Raw genomic sequence first — 17,659 nt, 5'->3', positions numbered from 1 at the left:
GATAGCCTTATTAACCATTATTAACCATAAAAATTGAGCAGGTCAACCTGCTGGTTTTAAATAGGAATTCGATGACTGAACGCATCGGTGCATCCTGGGGGCGCCCAGCACCTAACCAACAATCCATGACCTATCTTGTGGATAGATTTCAAGCCAGTGAATTGATCCAAAGGCAAAAAAAACCCATATTACCCTATGGGTTTGGTAGCAGTTATGGGGATGTTTGTTTAAATCAGTCAGGAACACTGATTTCCTGTCAATGGCTTGATAAGCTGATCGAATTTGACAATCAAAAGGGAAAACTGCGGTGTGAAGCCGGTGTGACCGTTGGTGAGATTCAACAATTTGCCATGGCTCATGGATGGTGCCTTGCTGTTTCCCCAGGTTCCCAATGGATAAGCGTGGGCGGGGCGATTGCCAATGATGTGCATGGTAAAAACCATCATCGCCAAGGCACGTTTGGTTGCCATGTCATTGATCTCAAACTCGTGCGCAGTGATGGGACAACGCTGGATTGTAGCCAAGAAGAAAATGCCGATATGTTTGCTGCTACTATTGGCGGTTTAGGGCTAACAGGTATCATTATTGAATCAACACTGCAACTGATACCCTGTAGGAGTTATTATCTTTCACAAGAAAAAATACCTTTTAAGTCATTAGCCCATTTTTTTGAGTTGGCAGATTCTTCCGAAAAGGATTGGGATTACACCGTTGCCTGGTTAGACTGTGTCACCCGCAAGGCAGGGCGGGGTGTTTTCATGCGTGCAAATTTTTTGAGAGAAATGAGGCCACTGAAATTAAAATCAGCCTTTGATCTGCCTTATCCTTTTAAAGGAAATTTGATTAATCGACCGGTTAATCGCTTCATGGCCGCGGCAATATTTAATAAAAATCGATTTAATCAGCAGAGCGTTAAAGATTATGTCAGTTTTTTTTATCCATTGGACCGCTTAAAGCATTGGTCCAAATTTTATGGTCATCAAGGGATGTACCAATTTCAATGTGTGATCCCTTATGGCAATCGCTTAGCAGGCCTTCAACAACTCTTAGACAAAATCAAATCATCTGGCTTAGGCGGCTTTATATCGGTGTTAAAAACGTTTTCAGCTAAGTCTTCCCCAGGGCTTTTAAGCTTTCCCATGCATGGTGTCACCTTAGCAGTTGACTTTGCAGCCAATGAAAAAGAGAGAAACTTACTGGTCAATTTAACCCAACAAGTGGTTGATATGGGAGGAAGGATTTACACTGCTAAGGATGCATTAATGCCTGCTGCATGTTTCCAATTGTCTTACCCTGGGTTGAAAAAATTTCAAGCTTTTCGTGATCCAGGAATTTGTTCCAATTTTTCTAATCGTGTCATGGATGAGGTTTGATATGGGTAAACGTATAGTTGTTATTGGCGCAACGTCAGCGATTGCTGCGCACTGTATTCGTTTATGGGGACGGCAACCGGATGTGCAAGAATTGGTTCTGGTCGGAAGGGATAAGAATAAGTTACAGGCCTTGTTAGACGATATATCGGTGCGAGCAACTAACCTAAAAGTAGTTTCCGAACGGCTTCCGGATTTTTGTGATGAAATATCCATTGGTGAGCTAATCCAATCCTTGTCAATAAGGCCCATTGATATGGCATTAATCGCCCAGGGCACATTGGGCGAACAAAAACAAACCCAAACTGATCTGACGTCTTTGCGGCAAGTCATTGAAGTCAATGCCTTGTCTGTGGCCTTTTTTGCAGAGGCTATTGTGACGAAAATGATTGAACAGGGGCAGGGGACGTTAGGTATCATTAGTTCGGTCGCAGGCGATAAAGCGCGAAAACGGAATTATCATTATGGTGCTGCAAAAGCAATGGTTAGCTTTATCAGTGAAGGTCTGCAACATCGGGTAGTCGGAACGAATGTACGAATTTGTTTGATTAAGCCAGGCCCTACGCAAACGCCTATGACAACTGAATTAAAAGGGATGAAATTAGCCTCGGTATCAACCGTTGCCACTGACATTGTCAAAGGGATGTCCAAAGGACGACGAGTTATCTATACCCCATGGAAATGGCGATATTTGATGTTTATCATTAGACATTTGCCCTGGTATATTTTTAAGAAGCTTGATATTTAGAAAAGTTGAGCATCACGTAAAAGTTCTATAATCCATGAGGATAGCGAAGAGATCCATGGAAATAAATTGAGTCATACGTGAACGTTTGCGTAACCGTCTGCGTTACCGAATAAGATAAATTTATTGAAAATCTTCGATTCTGAAACTTAAAGGCCTACCATAAAACAAAGCCAACGCCTCATGAAAAATTCGCGCACGCTCGGGTAACCCCTTCATGCAATATGCTTTCACTTGCAGCAAAATTGCCTTCTTAAACATCGCCAAATCAACCGGTGCGCCATTTAAATTATCGACGCTAATCTGAAACCGATAACCACACGCACGGGATAAAATCCACTCTAACGCCTGTGGTTTTGCTTCAACTTGTTCAAACAATGTTTGCTCAGACTCGCTTCTACCATCCGGTACATACCAATAGCCAAAATCTTCAAGCTGCCGCCTTTTATCCCCAGCAATTAACCAATGGGAAACCTCATGCAATGCACTGCTAAAATAGCCATGGGCAAAATAAATCGCATGGTAGGGTCGTTGATTATCGGCAGGCAAATAAATTGGCTCACTTCCGCCGCGAACCAGTTTGGTATTATGCGACTTAAAAAAGCATGCATGAAAGATGTTTATTAAGTCCTGATACTGATGATCTATTTGGAAACAATCTTCCATTTAAAGCCTACTTTTTTGAATGCATCTCAAGCACAATGTGCCATACATTAAAATAATAACGTTGATTCAGCAACCCCCTCATCCTTTGGGCACCTTCTCCCCATGTCTGGGGAGAAGGAAACAGTTTTTGGACCTGCCACCGGATTACCAGCCCAGTAACCGTATAACCAACTCTATCGATATCATTGATTTCATTTGCTTTTTAAAAACGCATAATAGCCCCGAATTTTCTCTCGACTTAAACGAAGTGGATGATCCTATCTTATCATTTATCACGGCCATACACAGACTTAACCTCACAACTAATTTGTCCTATTCTCCCTTAAGAAATTGGTCAGTTGACGATGAGATTAAATCGTTAGAACGCATAAAAAAATTAAATGGCGATATTAAGGTTAATGTAAGCATCGATAAGGCTCATTTTGGGGGCGATACTTTTTTTAAAAGTCTCATAAAGCTAAGCCCTTATATTACAACCCTTACTTTAACAAACTCAGATCCCAGTCGGTTGCCAGATGCCAAAGCCTTTAGCGCCATGTTTTTTTCGTTCCTTAAGCGCTGTGAGGCACTGTGTTTCCAAAAGTGTGCTTATAGCGCAAATAACCCCTTGTTAAGGCGTCAAATTGCATTTCATATCGCCACACAGCCTAATCTCTCTGTTACCTACGATAACACGAGCGCAGCATATGACTATCAAGGGTTTAATGAGTTACCCATTGAGATACTCCGCGCGATTGACGATAAGCTACGGACATATGAGGACTCATGTCGTTTTAGCGCAGTTAACCACAGTTTATTCGCTAGTGAAATACGACCGAGAAGTCTGTTAATTAAAGTAATGGATGCTATTTCCCAGGGAAACGAAGACGCCATAACATTCTTTTTAACCCAGTATCCTGAACTAAGTTTAACCAAAATAAATTATAACTCAGAAAATCAAGGCAAAAAGTTCAAGTCATTTTCACCGTTTAAATACGCACTTTACAATTTAGATAGCTTTATGTGTCAGGCCATAGTCAATGCGGTCGGCTCGCAAAGTAGAAGAGCCTTATTATTAGCTTTGAAGTCAGTTTTAAAGGAACAATTAGGTAAGCCTAACTTCCATTTTGATTATGAGAGGTTGCACACGGAACTATCAAGTAGCACAAAAGGCCTGGCGCAAAAATCATTACCTGCCCATCTTCTGCAAAGATGGTTTGACCTAACGATTCCTTTTGACAAGCAATTACGACCTTCAAGAATAGCCGTGGATAGAAATAGAATTAGTAGCGATTCTGTTCTATGGCGAACAAATGATATATTAGAGTCAACTAAGGGTTATCCTCAGGATAATGTAAATTATATAAGAGCCCATTGTGAAAAACATAAAGCATTTATTCAGTATCATCTAATGGCTCAAATTGATGGGTATATTGCTGCCATTGATAATAGACATCATCAGGTGGAAAAGAAATTTGCACCAAGACCCTAGGGTGTGTCCGGGTCTTTTGCTTGTTGCGCAAGGGTGTGCTAAATTACTTCGATTATATTGCCGATAACACAATGAGTGTCAAATGATTCTTCCAATTATATTAGCCGGTGGTTCAGGGACAAGGTTGTGGCCCTTGTCTCGTCAATGGTATCCAAAACAATTTTTACACTTAAAAGGTGAACACAGCCTATTGCAACGAACACTCATGAGAGTGTCAGGATCTCAGTTTGATAAGCCATTAATTATTTGCAATGAAACACACCGATTCTTGGCCGCAGAACAAATTCGGCAGATGGATTATGTTACCCATCCGATTCTTCTCGAGCCAGAGCCACGCTCAACAGCCCCTGCCATTGCCTTGGCGGCCTATTATGCGCAATCACTGAATCAAGACCCTTACCTATTAGTGATGCCTGCTGATCATATCATCGATAACCAGCAATCGTTTGAACAAGCGGTTGAAGAAGCCATTCAACAAGCAGAACAAGGTCGTCTGGTTACTTTTGGCATTGAACCGACCTATGCTGAAACGGGATTTGGTTATATCCATCGTGGTAAAAAGATAACCTCGTCGGCTTTTCACATTGACCGATTTGTGGAGAAGCCAAATGCTCAAACAGCAGAAGAATATGTTGCATCCAAGCAATATTATTGGAACAGCGGCTTATTTTTATTTAAAGCCAGTGATTATTTGAATGCGCTTACCCAATTCCAACCAGAGATGATAGCTGCATGCCAGCAAGCGATGGCTTGTGCTATGAAAGATAGTGATTTTATTCGTGCGGATAAAGAGGCTTTTCTTGTTTGTCCTTCAGATTCCATTGATTATGCTGTCATGGAAAAAACCGATAATGCGGTGGTTGTTTCATTGGATGCGGCTTGGAGTGATATTGGTTCATGGCAAGCACTGTGGGATATTTCCGAAAAGGATGCGCAGGGGAATGTGTTGCAAGGAGATGTTATTGCCAAGGATACCAACCATTCGTTGGTGAGAGCAGATAGTCGATTAGTGGCTGTTGTTGGTTTAGATGATGTGATTGTGGTTGAAACAAAAGACGCTGTCTTGGTTGCTCATCAAGATAAAGTTCAATCCGTTAAAGCTGTGGTTGAACAATTAAAAGCAGCAGACAGAAGCGAGTGCTACTCTCATCGCGAAGTCTACCGACCTTGGGGGATGTATGACTCCATTGATCAAGGCAATCGCTACCAAGTGAAACGCATCACGGTGAATCCCGGTGCCCGCTTATCGGTGCAAATGCATTTCCACCGAGCTGAACATTGGGTGGTTGTGAGGGGTACTGCCAAAGTAACCCGTGGGAATGAAACATTTTTAGTCACCGAAAATCATTCGACCTATATCCCGGTTGGAGAAATTCATGCCTTAGAAAATCCCGGCAAAGTGCCGTTGGAGTTAATCGAGGTGCAGTCAGGTCCTTATCTTGGTGAGGATGACATCGTTCGCTTTAATGATCACTATGGCCGCGTTTCCGAGAAAGTCGAATCCTAGCAAGCAATTCTAATTAACTGGATTTGTTCAGATTGCTCGCTGGCTGTGGCAATTCAGGGGCGGGCTCTTGTTCCCTGTGGAGGGCGTCAAAAAGCGATTGTCTATTCAATACATTTGAGGTTTTCACATGGTGCTCACAAGCATAAATCACCTTATGTAATGTATTGGCTTCTTCTGCTTTAGATTCGAGTGTGCTTTTGACACTTTGATAAGGTTGATAGAAAATATTTCCAATTAATTCTAATTTACTCGCTTCATGACGCTCGCTTAAAAAATCACTAAATCCTCGTGATAATCCATTGAATATTGCTTGTATTTTTCCCCAAAAAGTGAGTTCCTTTTTCGTATGCCCACGCTGAGAAGTGATATCAAGTATTTGCTGTTGTATGGAATTTAGAACCGATAGTTCCCCACCCATTAATTGTTCACGTTGGGTCTGTGTTATCCCTGTCAAACTAGCGATGTTAATTTCATCAACATGCTCTTCCTCATTCGATTTTAATCTATATTTCAAAATGCCAGGGGAACTAACTTCAAAATAGATTGCACCTTCTTTGGGCTCTTGATTTTGTAAATCAGCCATCTTTTCAAATTGATAATCCGCATTTTTATAAAAGACCATTTGTTTTTTCAGGGCGTCAATTTCTTTTATTTTTTGCGTATAATCTAAATCACTTTCATAGGCAAGGCTTATCATTTTATTTAATATTCCCATCGATTTTTCAACATAGTCAGGTACAACCAGGTTTCCATCATTTTTAATTAAATTGTGGCTCCGAGCGATGATAAAGAAAGTGGCATATAAATCATCCCCATCGCAGGTCTCTTTTGACCCAATGATTTCTGCCAACTTGGTTGTTTTAGGTAAATTTTTTTCTTGCAGTAAATGACTCAGCCTATCCAGCTCTTTAAAAGCCGGATGGTCATTGATAAACTCATAAAAGGATTGTTTTTCTATTTCCAAAAGGGGATCATTTCTTTGAACACCTGTTTTTTCGACTAACAAACCATCTTTTGTTGCCTTTTTTCCCAATGATCCAAGAAAATAATCTAAGCCGAATTCCTGTAACTCTTTACTGGTTATTCCGCTAGTAAGGCAGTATTGTTGTAATTGCAGGACCTGCTCTTTGACCAGGTTAGTATCTAATGGTTTATCAAATTGCGCAAGATTGAGCTCAATAGTTAACATAATTCGGTGTAGCTGCCCTGGATTTAAAGGCCTCACGTCGGATGAGTTGAGTTTTTCTAAAATGCTTTCTTTTAATTTGATGAATCCTCTTAGCGTCGAACGCCTATAACTGTCGACTCTAATTTGGATATCTGGGTTGCTGGGATCCCATCGGTAGGTGACCTTGCTGCGAGGAGCCATGCGCTTATATCGTTTGTCAGCTATGGTAAACCCTGCATGAAGTAAGCCATCATAAGCTCTGTCAATCGTTTTAATACCTTCGATAGGCAATAAGGAAGTATCAACAACAACATTTTTTAACCTGCCTGTCACTGTGGCATGGATCCCTTTTTTCCCTAACAAGCTATGTAGCCGAGCAGAAAAACTGCTTTTACCTTGTTCGCCACCACGCCCACCGTTACACGTTTCGACATTAATATTAAGGGGGCCTTTTCCGGGTCCAAAATTGTCTTTATTGAGGCCTTTTTCAAGGTAATCTGCTAATTCAACATAAGATGCACCCGGTATATAAGCATAATTGGGGGCACCATGTCCCCACACATAAACAGTATCTTCTGGTGTTAAACTGTTGAGAATTTCTTTATCTTCTTTTGATGGTTCAGTGCCTTCCCAAGTCATATATTTACCGGCAGCAATGTCACAAGGGTATATGATTTCGACTTCTAGATCATCGGCATCATAGCCCATGTCTTCATGCACTGTTCGAAATCGTCTTACTAATGCTTTGACCTCGTTTTCTTCCTCTCGGTTAAAGCAAATTATCACTTTTTTACCCATGGTGTTCCTCAATGGATTAATCTTTAAGACTAAAACCCGCGACAAATACACACTGTGTATTATAATTATAACAAATGATTATTGTTTCGTTATTTACAATATCAGTATTTGGCTCTGAACAATTGACAGGGCCCTTGACAGGTATTTTAATTTGCTCTTAATACAGCAAACGCGCTAAGATACGGGAATATCGATATTCATAAGGGATGAATGCACTCGACATGTCTAATTTATTACTAGCTATCGACCAGGGAACCAGTAGCTCAAGAGTGATGGTCTTTGATCTGAAAGGACAGAGCCTTTATAACAGTCAGTACCCTATGAAGTCTTTTTTTCCAAAGCACGAATGGGTGGAGCAGGATGCGGAGCAAATCTGGCAAACAACACTCCTAGCTTTGGAAGATGTTCTCCATCATTATTCTGCCAATGACTTTATTGCTTGTGGCCTGACCAATCAACGAGAAACGGTCGTAGCCTGGGATAAGTTGACTGGTGAGGTCTTATCGCCAGCAATCGTCTGGCAAGATAGACGAACCCAAAAAACTTGTGACGCGTTGCTGGAAGATCATCAGTCTTGGGTTTCGGATAAAACAGGTTTGCGCATCGATCCTTACTTTTCAGCCAGTAAAATAGAATGGTTACTCAAGCATAACCCACAGTGGCGAACGCTCATTGAGCAGCAGCGGCTAGCTATTGCCACCATCGATGCATTTTTACTTTGGCGGTTAACGGGGGGAGAGGTCTACGCAACCGATATCACCAATGCTTCACGAACGATGTTGATGGATATTAACACGGGCGTTTGGGATGCTGATTTACTTGATTTCTGGCAAATTCCCCAGTCCGTTTTACCGGAGATTAGAGCGTGCGATGCCAATTTTGGCAATATCATGCCCGATATACTGGGTAAAGAAATTCCAATTACCGGGGTGATGGGTGATCAACAAGCTGCTCTATTTGGGCAATATTGCTTTTTACCTGGCATGGCCAAAGCCACGTTTGGAACAGGCGCGTTCTTACTAATGAATACGGGTGATAAGCCGGTGCAGTCAAAGCATGGCTTGATTTCAACTGTCGCATATGAAGTTAAAAACCAACGCTGCTATGGCTTAGAAGGCAGTATCTATCATGCAGGTACGACCATTAAATGGTTACATGATAAATTAGGTTTGTTGGATTCTTTGGAGCAAAGTGAAATCTTGGCCAGGCAAGTATCCAGCAATGGCGGTGTCTATTGTGTCTCGAGTTTTACAGGGCTAGGCGCCCCCCATTGGCATAATGCTTCCGGGGCCAAGTTAGTCGGCTTATCGTTGGATACGACACCCGCTCATATTGCTCGGGCAGCCCTGGAAGGCGTGGCCTATCAAACGCGAGATGTATTGGCTTGTATGCAAGCGGATATGAATAAAACCTTAGATGTCTGCCGTGTTGATGGTGGCATGGCTGCCAATCATTGGTTTTTACAATTTTTAGCTGACCAGTGTCGTTGTCAAGTTGAAATCACCAATGGTATTGAGGTGACAGCCAAAGGGGCGGCGCTATTAGCGGGTGTTGGGGCTGGCGCATTTTCTGGGATTGACGCTATCGCTAAAAAGGCGAAGTCATCCCATCAATGGTCACCCAGTCGTGCACAATCCGAAGTGGATGGAGAATACCAAGGATGGTTAGCGGCACTTAATTTGTAACAAGTAACATCACGGCTTGACATTTCTCTTTGGACGGGGAAAACTCTAATACGTGCCCGTGCCCGTGCCCGTGCCCGTGCCCGTGCCCGTGCCCGTGCCCGTGCCCGAATTTTTGTCCCATACTAACGACATTTCCTATTTCTGACTCGCATTTTAAATTCTTTTCCGCTACCATAAAGCCAATTTTCAGTTTGGGAATGTTATATGTTAAAAAAAGTCGAACTACATGTTCATTTGGAAGGATCAGTTGCGCCAGATTTAGCGAGGAAGCTAGCCAAACGTAATCAATTGTCTATTCCTGAAAAATTAATTTCACCGGATGGTAAAACCTATCCTTCTGATAATTTTATTCATTTCCTATCGGTGTATGATCAGTTGGCGGATTTAATCAAATATCCTCAAGATTATTATGATATTACCTTTGATTATTTAAAGCGCAATGCGGAGAAAGGGGCCATTTATATTGAGATGATGTATTCACCAGACCATGCTGAAAAATCGAGTGGTATCCCATCCATAGAACATTTACAAGCAATTCAACAAGCGGTTGATGATGCGGAAGAAAAGCATGAGATTTCGGGCCGAATCATTGTGACGGCTGTTCGCCATTACGGTGCTGAGGCTGCTGAAGCAATTGCCAAAACAATTCATACCAATAGTGTTCCTTGTGTTGTTGGATTTGGTTTAGGGGGGGATGAAGCTGGCTATCCTGCACCCTTGTTCAAACGTGCCTACCAGATTGCCAATGATGGTGGCTTATCCTGCACAGTTCATGCGGGAGAATTTGCAGGACCCGAAAGCATGGAACAGGCGATGGATACACTGCCAATTAAACGAATTGGCCATGGTGTACGGGGTATCGAATCAATGGACACACTTAAGCGTGTGCGAGATAAAGATATTGCCTTAGAGGTATGCCCAACAAGTAACATTTTCTTAGGTTTATATCCGGATATGACAAAACATCCATTACCGAAATTATTAGAAATGGGTATCAAAGTCAGCATTAACTCGGATGATCCACCTTTCATGGATTGCACGTTGGCCGGTGAATATGAGAAAGTTCAAAACGCCTATAGTTTTACGGATGCACAAATGAATGAAATTACCAAAATGGCGATTGTTGATTCTTTTGCCGATCAAGAAACCAAGAAGCGATTGATTGCGAGAGTTTCAGCCTAATGATTGTTCATGCCGTTACCGTTGCCTTACTTTTTGGTTTAAGTTTTTTGTGCACGGGAATTTTCCGCCGCCACGCCTTTCAAAAAGGGTTATTGGATGTGCCCAATGATCGAAGTTCCCATGCGCTACCAACACCAAGAGGTGGTGGGATAGTTTTTGTCGTCCTTATTGTTGCGATTTGGGCTGGGATCCTACTTTGGCAAATGATGAATCATGCATATAGCAACCCAGGTAATGGCTATATGTTTATCTCCGCTTTGCTCATAGCAGCACTCGGCTTTGTGGATGATCGCTATCAGCTATCTGCGAAATTCAGATTAACCTGCCAGATTATCGTGTTTTCCATTTTTTTATATTGGTTGTTAGTCGGACCACTGTTAGGAAGCCTGATGCCTCATTTCGTCAATGAAAAAGCAGGCTATTTATTGTTTGTAGGCTTTAGTTATTTGTTTTTGATTTGGATGACCAACTTATATAATTTTATGGACGGAATTGATGGTATTGCTGCAGCAGAAGCCTTATTTTTTCTGTTAAGTATTACCTTTTTTTATCATGATCGCCTATTTTTCCCCTTGGCTGAACTAACGTGGATGCTTTGCCCCTTGTTGATTGGTTTTTTCGTATGGAATTTTCCAAAAGCAAAACTGTTTATGGGCGATGTTGGATCCAGTTTTTTAGGGGCCTTTATTGCGATGGTTAGCCTCTATCTAGCGACGATATCTTGGGTATCATTTATTGTGTGTATCATTTTGCTCGCAAATTTCATCACGGATGCCACAATGACGTTACTGAGACGTTTCTACTTAAAAGAAGATGTTTTTAAGGCACATCGTTCTCATGCCTATCAACATGCAAGCCGACATTATAAAAGCCATATTCCCGTTACCCTTGGCGTAACTGCTATTAATCTAGTTTGGTTATTTCCCTGGGCTTATGCTGTGTCCTTTGGTATGATAAATCCCCTTTTGGCTATGAGCATTGCTTATATGCCCATTGTGGTTTTAGTGTTGTATTTTGAAGGTGGTAAAAAGGATACACTGAAAGAAGAAGAAATGATTTTAAATTCCCCTTAATATTTCCTTAAGGTTTATTGTGTAAAATAAACCCTGAATAACGATAATTATGTTATAATATTATACAAGTTGAGCTATATCTTATCGCCATGGGATCCGTTACGGAAGAATGGTGGCAAGTATGTAATGGAGAAATTGATATGTTAATTCTGACTCGGCGAATTGGCGAAACCTTGATTATTGGCGACGACGTAAATATCACCGTATTAGGTGTCAAAGGGAACCAAGTTCGTTTGGGTATTAACGCCCCTAAAGATGTCTCAGTTCATCGTGAAGAGATTTACCTTCGTATTCAACAAGAGAAAGAAGGTGCACCTGCTGACGAGAGCAGTGACTAATAACACATCCAATCGTGTCAATTAATCGCTTTGATATGAGTTCATTACCGCATTGTCGCTAGTAATTAACTTTTAAAAAGCCTGAGACAATTGCGCTAAGCTATTATACATATGGCCGAATTGGAAAAGGCCTAAGTCATCCTACTAAGCCCGTTAATTCGGGCTTTTTCGTAAGCATTTTAGGCACTCGGTGCCACACATCAGGATATAATTTCATTTCAAAAACCCCTCTCCCACCCTTTGGGCACTCTCTCCCTGTTTCCGGGGAGAGGGGAACAATGAAGAAAGTTATTTAGACGTCCTGAAGCTGTTTTTTTTTATGAAGGGTGATTTAACGTCGCGTCGCCGCTACTGATTTCTTCAATCAATCCATTTTCCTGTTCAACCAGCAAATGCCCCAGGTCATTGATGCCTTTGGCAATGCCTTGTATTTGCTTTTGGGATTGGTAAATCGTAATGGGCTGGTTATAGAGATAATCAGCTTCTTTCCATGTATTTTGTAACGGCGTTAAACCCTGAAACTCAAATTGTTTAAATGCATGCAGGCAGTGATTGATTGTGGCAACGATTATCTCATTCCGATTGACCGAGCGTTTGACAATATCACGGAGGGAACAGTGGGGGAGATGACTTAAGGGGCGATCACGAGTTTGTGTATTAATGTTTAAACCCAAACCAACAACAATTAAGCTGTTACCGTGGCTTTCAGCGGTGACCTCAACTAAACACCCCGCAACCTTTTTTCCTTGCCAAAACAGATCATTTGGCCACTTTACTTTTAAATTATCTATCCATGGGCGCAGTGCATTGCGCAAGGCCAAACTAGCAGCTAGGCTTAACCCAGACAATTTTGCTAGGCTTACGGTGGTTCGCCAGGCGATGCTTAAATACATATTTTCACCAAAGGGTGAAGCCCAAGAACGTCCCAGCCGTCCTCGCCCAGCTGTTTGTTGTTCACTGACGCAGACAGTCCAAGGTTTAGTTTTGACATGGCGTTTGACATAGGTGTTGGTCGAGTCTATCGTTGGTAATACTAACAACTCAATGCCTTGTTCATGCCACTCGGCATCAATGCCACTATCAATCGAACTTTGATTAAGCAAGATTAACGAGTCGCTTAGGCGGTAGCCGTGATGACTGTTCTCAATCGCGACACCATTAGATTGTAGTTTTTTAACTTGTTTCCAGATGGCGGTCCGAGATAGCCCCATTTTATCAGCCAAATTTGGACCCGATACCCAACAATCATGACTTAAATAATTTAACAGTTGATAAGGTGATGGATAAGTCATGATGGCTGAAACTCAGCGGTTAAGGCTTCTTCAATGGTTGGATAAACAAACACAAAATCTAAGGCAAGTAATCGTTTAGGGATCACACGTTGGCCATGGATAATCAGGCATTCTCCCATTTCGCCAAAGAGCATTCGAATGACAAATTCAGGCGTTTTTAGTAGCAAAGGGCGTTTCATGGCTTTGGCTAGAGTTTGGGCAAACGTTTTTTGAGGCACAGGATTTGGAGAACAAAGGTTGATGATGCCTGTGATTTTTGGATTTTCGATTAAAAAATCATAGCCTTTAACAATATCATCGATATGAACCCAAGAGAGCATTTGCTCGCCGGTGCCCATGATGCTACCGAGGCCAAACTTAAAAGAAGGCGCAATTTTTTTAAGCACGCCTTCTCCCTTGCCTAAAACGACACCAAAGCAGGTGATTGTCAGTGGGATATCATGTTCCAATGCCTTTTCAGCCGCTTGCTTCCATAAAATGCTCACTTGGCTAAGAAAGTCAGATGGATTATTTGTTTCAACGAGGGTTTCTTCGTCTTTAGTTGTATCAGATGGTTGATCTTGTAGGCCATATAATCCAATGGCATTGGCGCAATAAAAGTGTGGCGTTGCTTGGTGATGTGATAACCAATTAATTAAGGATGTCGTCGTTTCAACGCGAGAATCGATGATTAACTGTTTGACGGCTTCAGACCAACGCCTTTTACCAATATTATAACCACATAGATTAATGACTACCTGCAAATCATGGGGGTTGATTTTTTCAAGCTCATCCCAATGATAGCATGCGATTTTATCCGGAAAAAGACGATGTAAAGTTGCCTTATTACGCCCTAATACCGATATTTGATGCTTGCTTGACCAGTGATTAATAAGATGGCGGCCAATGAAACCGGATGCCCCTGCGATGAGGATATGCATTAGTTATCTCCTTGATTTGGGAAACATTGGTGGATGACATCCGTCATTTGGGTGAACTGGAAGTCTTTTGGCAGGACAGCAAGTAGTTTTCTAACATCTAACTGTTTGCTGCTTTCCATAAAAAATCGCTTCATTTCCGTGGCTTGTTCGAGCAGTTGGGAGTATGGCAGCTCATGAGGAGCTGGATAGTTTAGTTGCTGTGCTATCGTTTGTTGTAGGTACCCCATTGGTCGTGGTTTCCCATCGGCAACGTTAAAAATGCCTGAAACTCTCTCTTTAACCAACGTGTTTATGATATAAGCTAAGTCTGCAACGTATATTAAGTTGGTTAGAGGAGCTTGGCTTGAGAGGATGATTGGCTTTTGTATCCGCGCCGCCTCAATAGGAAGGCGATTTTGTCCATAAATGCCTGCACAACGCAATATCAACGCGGGTATATTCCGCTGTTGGCTGATGGCTAACACCTGCATTTCAGCATCTAACCGTCTTTTTTGCCGATCCGTTGTAATATAGCAGTCACTGGTTTCATCCACCCTTTCACCGTGATGATCCCCATACACGGCACTCGAGCTGATATAAATAATTCCTTGGCAGCGTGTTAAATCCGTTCGTTGCAAAAATTGTCGTAAATACGCATCGTCGGTACCCTGATTGGGAGGCGAAATAAAATAGTATAGAAAGAAAGGATCTGCTTGCTGGCCAATGCCTTGGTTTATGACATCACCAACTATTAGCTGCGCAGACATTGCTGGAATGGGTTTTGGGGTTCTCGAATAAGCCTCGACGGTCTCACCTTGCGCAATTAACTGCTCTAATAAATAAGAGGCCGTATAACCATAGCCTATGAGCAAATGTTTCATTCACTATCCTCTGTTTGTAAAGGATAGCGGCATAATTGGCCATAAGGGCAGGTGAGGCAGATTGTATTTTTTTTGGGGTGCGGGCGAACAACCCCATGAGAAAATTCATTGGCAAGTTCGTTTACCACGCTTTTCCATTGTAGTCGATAATCTGCCCAAGTCTTCTTTTTGGCAGCAGAGATACCATGGATAGGCGGTGGGTGTTCGGCAAAACCCCGATGCTTAACATCGCCTGTCTGCACTTGCATATAACTGATCGTGCGGATATCTTCATCGAGTAGGGCATATAATAGCAATTGTGAATCATCTGGCCTGTCATCTAGCCAGGGTGTACCACTTGGAATCGTTGATTTATAATCAATTATCCATTTGCTGCCATCTTCTAACGTGGTATCGAGTCGGTCAAATTTTAGCTTGATGGAAAACTGTTCAAAGTCATACTGGCAGGTTTGCTCAACGGCAGTAAGATGAAAAGGGGGTCTTTTTTTATCTTCTTCAAGTACGCTTAAGATTAATTTGCTTAACTTATGTCTTTCTAAGGCGATGACTGATTTTTCAAAGTCAGTTTGGGGTTGGTTAAATACTTGGGATACACAACGATTGATAGTTTCGTTAATCAATTGCACCAGGGTTTCTCGATTCATCGTATTCAACGTATTTTGGCTTTCTATTTTCTGCCATATTGTTTGTAAAATTAGATGTATTAAGGTTCCCTTTTCACGATTATCAAGCCCATCAATGGCTTTTTCACTGTCTTGAATCCCTAATCGGTGGGCAGCAAACGCTTTAAAAGGGCATTGTGCTTGATTCGCTAGGATACGAGAACCGCCGCGGATACTTTCGCCTTCTTGCAGTGGTATTGTTTGAGGATCCGTATAGGTTTGCCAATTGAGTGGATGCTTGTTTTTCTGTGAGGACAATTGAATTTCCAGCTCAGGATAGGGGCTTATTAATGGACTGGGCATGTTGGGTCGGTCATCACTTAAATGGGCGAAGCTAACGACAAACTCCTCACAACTATGGTGAAAGCGGTTTAGTCGTTTTTGGGCGATATCATATTCTTTTGCTTGAGAGGCATAAGGCATCCCCAATTTTTGTTGAAGGGGGATGGGAATAAAAGGGGTTAGTTGACCGGTGGCAGGCAGAGTTAAATCCGTCAGTCCTGCCATCCACAAGGCATCAAATTCACAACCGGCTGCCTCCAACATCCCCAGGATTTGGATGGTCGACATGGCCGATTGTGGTTGAAAGATGGTCCTTGTTAAGTGCATTTGCAGAAGTTCGATGGCCTCATTCACGTTGAGAGCGGATTCGATGCGATCAAATTGGGCATAGTCAGTTAAAACACCCAGCCATTTTTCATAACATTGATAAAGCGTTGACGTGAGCCCATAATCCCCAGGAAAGCCAAAATGGTTTAATCGTTGATGAAAGTGGTTCGCCCATTCACTGGGTAACGCTTTTTCAGGATAGGAGGGAAGGCCCTGAAAAAGTTGATGAAGGCTTGGGCAGTGTTTTTCGATAAGTGTGTTCCATATTTCTTTCGCTATGACCGTTTGTTTGAGTTGGCGATTCGTTTCTAAAAGCAATGCCCGGTTTAACCATTCGCTCTGACTACCCTTTATAAACGGCGATGTTAAGAAGATGCGGATATCAAGACTAGAAAATGTTCGGGTTGCTGGCTTTAATAACACTAAAGCTTGGCTTATCAGGGGGAAATCCAGCAGTGATTGTCCCATCGAAATATTAAATTGTTCAGGTTTAAAATGATATCGAAGCAGCCTTTGGATGTCTTTTGCACACTCTTGCAAGTTGGGAAGTATCACAGCAATGGATTGCTTGCCCGATTGGTGTTGGTTGACCAGCCAATCGATCCAGGCTTGGTTTTCCTGGTTAGTATCCGCTAAGGTTACCTTACCTAATTTGACAGCTGGTTTGCGGTCAACATCACGTTGGTCTATTTGTATACCTTGTTTCGTCAAGCAATCAAACAAATATAACTGTTGTGGAGTCAGTTGATCAAAGCAGGCAAAAATCAAATGCTTTTTAGCAAACACATTGGCGTGATGGCAGAGAAAATCGGCTAGCTGCGATTCAACGATCAGATTGGCTCCTTTCAGATAGGCTTCAAATTGTTTGGCCAGCTTTGCAAACCAGAGTGTTTGGTGATTGTAATTGAATTGATCGAAATCAATGGTGCATCGATAGGCTTGGCATTGACACCAAGCTTGATAGAGATTTTCTGCCAAGGTGATACTGCTATTCGTATGCCCCTGTTCGATCATCAGTTTATGCCAGAGGCGAACAGCCGATAAGTTATCAATTAAAATTGGATGAGACGAAGCAGGGGTCTTTGCAATGACTTGATTAAATGAATGACGTAGCCAAATAGTATAGGCATAGCAGTGTGGATATTGGGTGACTGTATTATGTTGCTGGTTACTCCATTGTTGAATGAGAATTTGGGCAAGTCGTTGGTTAGGTGTGACAATCGTCGCGTCGGTTGATAACAGGTCATATAATGGAGACATAAAAAGCCTGTGGCAGTATTTCAGAAGTGTGAACTCCAGTTCTGCCTAGCATT

Annotated in this window: 14 protein-coding genes; 8 read left to right on the top strand and 6 right to left on the bottom strand. The window is 42.1% G+C overall.

Annotation, left to right across the window (positions count from 1 at the left end; all coding sequences use genetic code 11):
• The first annotated feature begins 71 nt into the window (after positions 1-71).
• A complete protein-coding gene (locus AB3348_RS05730) occupies positions 72-1,373 on the top strand; it encodes an FAD-binding protein (RefSeq protein ID WP_367606624.1) in 1,302 nt (433 codons plus the stop codon).
• A gap of 1 nt (position 1,374) precedes the next feature.
• A complete protein-coding gene (locus tag AB3348_RS05725; protein ID WP_367606623.1) occupies positions 1,375-2,118 on the top strand; it encodes an SDR family NAD(P)-dependent oxidoreductase in 744 nt (247 codons plus the stop codon).
• 120 nt (positions 2,119-2,238) lie between these two features.
• Here the strand turns inward: AB3348_RS05725 and AB3348_RS05720 are convergent, their stop codons facing one another.
• A complete protein-coding gene (locus AB3348_RS05720) occupies positions 2,239-2,781 on the bottom strand; it encodes an elongation factor P hydroxylase (protein WP_367606621.1) in 543 nt (180 codons plus the stop codon).
• A 127-nt stretch (positions 2,782-2,908) separates the two neighbouring features.
• Between AB3348_RS05720 and AB3348_RS05715 the strand changes: the two genes are divergently transcribed.
• Together AB3348_RS05715 and AB3348_RS05710 are read left to right on the top strand one after the other, a co-directional pair.
• A complete protein-coding gene (locus AB3348_RS05715) occupies positions 2,909-4,252 on the top strand; it encodes a hypothetical protein (RefSeq protein WP_367606620.1) in 1,344 nt (447 codons plus the stop codon).
• A gap of 82 nt (positions 4,253-4,334) precedes the next feature.
• The gene (locus AB3348_RS05710) at positions 4,335-5,759 is read left to right on the top strand and encodes a mannose-1-phosphate guanylyltransferase/mannose-6-phosphate isomerase (RefSeq protein WP_367606619.1); all 1,425 of its coding nucleotides are present in this window, start codon (positions 4,335-4,337) and stop codon (positions 5,757-5,759) included.
• Positions 5,760-5,772: 13 nt separating this feature from the next.
• On the opposite strand, the gene AB3348_RS05705 is transcribed toward AB3348_RS05710, so the two are convergent.
• A complete protein-coding gene (locus AB3348_RS05705) occupies positions 5,773-7,725 on the bottom strand; it encodes a hypothetical protein (protein WP_367606617.1) in 1,953 nt (650 codons plus the stop codon).
• A 221-nt stretch (positions 7,726-7,946) separates the two neighbouring features.
• Here AB3348_RS05705 and AB3348_RS05700 point away from each other — a divergent pair, with 221 nt between their 5' ends.
• The 4 genes from AB3348_RS05700 (at position 7,947) to csrA (ending at position 12,003) form a co-directional block, all read left to right on the top strand.
• Entirely contained in the window at positions 7,947-9,410 is a 1,464-nt protein-coding gene (locus AB3348_RS05700; RefSeq protein ID WP_367606616.1) for an FGGY family carbohydrate kinase, read from the top strand.
• A gap of 204 nt (positions 9,411-9,614) precedes the next feature.
• Positions 9,615-10,592, top strand: a complete 978-nt coding sequence (locus AB3348_RS05695) for an adenosine deaminase (protein ID WP_367606615.1) — start codon at positions 9,615-9,617, stop codon at positions 10,590-10,592.
• Positions 10,592-11,665 (top strand): glycosyltransferase family 4 protein, encoded by a 1,074-nt coding sequence (locus AB3348_RS05690; RefSeq protein WP_367606614.1) that lies wholly within the window; start codon positions 10,592-10,594, stop codon positions 11,663-11,665. The genes AB3348_RS05695 and AB3348_RS05690 overlap by 1 nt, the downstream gene beginning before the upstream one ends.
• Positions 11,666-11,805: 140 nt before the next feature.
• Positions 11,806-12,003 (top strand): carbon storage regulator CsrA, encoded by a 198-nt coding sequence (gene csrA, locus AB3348_RS05685; protein WP_367606613.1) that lies wholly within the window; start codon positions 11,806-11,808, stop codon positions 12,001-12,003.
• Positions 12,004-12,320: 317 nt separating this feature from the next.
• Here csrA and AB3348_RS05680 read toward each other — a convergent pair whose 3' ends face one another.
• The 4 genes from AB3348_RS05680 to AB3348_RS05665 are packed head-to-tail and all read right to left on the bottom strand — an operon-like array spanning position 12,321 to position 17,606.
• Positions 12,321-13,295, bottom strand: coding sequence for a biotin--[acetyl-CoA-carboxylase] ligase (locus AB3348_RS05680; protein ID WP_367606612.1), 975 nt, complete (start codon positions 13,293-13,295; stop codon positions 12,321-12,323).
• Positions 13,292-14,215 (bottom strand): TIGR01777 family oxidoreductase, encoded by a 924-nt coding sequence (locus AB3348_RS05675; protein WP_367606611.1) that lies wholly within the window; start codon positions 14,213-14,215, stop codon positions 13,292-13,294. The genes AB3348_RS05680 and AB3348_RS05675 overlap by 4 nt, the downstream gene beginning before the upstream one ends.
• Positions 14,215-15,075, bottom strand: coding sequence for an NAD-dependent epimerase/dehydratase family protein (locus tag AB3348_RS05670; RefSeq protein WP_367606610.1), 861 nt, complete (start codon positions 15,073-15,075; stop codon positions 14,215-14,217). Before AB3348_RS05670 ends, AB3348_RS05675 begins: the two co-directional genes overlap by 1 nt.
• Positions 15,072-17,606: a PD-(D/E)XK nuclease family protein gene (locus AB3348_RS05665; protein WP_367606609.1), complete on the bottom strand. Its 2,535-nt coding sequence runs from the start codon at positions 17,604-17,606 to the stop codon at positions 15,072-15,074. The genes AB3348_RS05670 and AB3348_RS05665 overlap by 4 nt, the downstream gene beginning before the upstream one ends.
• Positions 17,607-17,659 lie beyond the last annotated feature (53 nt).

Origin of the sequence: Legionella sp. W05-934-2 (assembly GCF_964199965.1) — a bacterium.
In the GTDB taxonomy this organism is placed as follows: Bacteria; Pseudomonadota; Gammaproteobacteria; order Legionellales; family Legionellaceae; genus JAFIFT01.
The sequence above is the reverse complement of the archived record's forward strand: the minus strand, read 5'-3'. Positions and strand labels throughout refer to the sequence as shown.

Coding starts and splice junctions, on each gene's coding strand:
- AB3348_RS05730 (WP_367606624.1), top strand. CDS start 72: ATGACTGAACGCATCGGTGCATCCTGGGGGCGCCCAGCACCTAACCAA.
- AB3348_RS05725 (WP_367606623.1), top strand. CDS start 1,375: ATGGGTAAACGTATAGTTGTTATTGGCGCAACGTCAGCGATTGCTGCG.
- AB3348_RS05720 (WP_367606621.1), bottom strand. CDS start 2,781: ATGGAAGATTGTTTCCAAATAGATCATCAGTATCAGGACTTAATAAAC.
- AB3348_RS05710 (WP_367606619.1), top strand. CDS start 4,335: ATGATTCTTCCAATTATATTAGCCGGTGGTTCAGGGACAAGGTTGTGG.
- AB3348_RS05705 (WP_367606617.1), bottom strand. CDS start 7,725: ATGGGTAAAAAAGTGATAATTTGCTTTAACCGAGAGGAAGAAAACGAG.
- AB3348_RS05700 (WP_367606616.1), top strand. CDS start 7,947: ATGTCTAATTTATTACTAGCTATCGACCAGGGAACCAGTAGCTCAAGA.
- AB3348_RS05695 (WP_367606615.1), top strand. CDS start 9,615: ATGTTAAAAAAAGTCGAACTACATGTTCATTTGGAAGGATCAGTTGCG.
- AB3348_RS05690 (WP_367606614.1), top strand. CDS start 10,592: ATGATTGTTCATGCCGTTACCGTTGCCTTACTTTTTGGTTTAAGTTTT.
- csrA (WP_367606613.1), top strand. CDS start 11,806: ATGTTAATTCTGACTCGGCGAATTGGCGAAACCTTGATTATTGGCGAC.
- AB3348_RS05680 (WP_367606612.1), bottom strand. CDS start 13,295: ATGACTTATCCATCACCTTATCAACTGTTAAATTATTTAAGTCATGAT.
- AB3348_RS05675 (WP_367606611.1), bottom strand. CDS start 14,215: ATGCATATCCTCATCGCAGGGGCATCCGGTTTCATTGGCCGCCATCTT.
- AB3348_RS05670 (WP_367606610.1), bottom strand. CDS start 15,075: ATGAAACATTTGCTCATAGGCTATGGTTATACGGCCTCTTATTTATTA.
- AB3348_RS05665 (WP_367606609.1), bottom strand. CDS start 17,606: ATGTCTCCATTATATGACCTGTTATCAACCGACGCGACGATTGTCACA.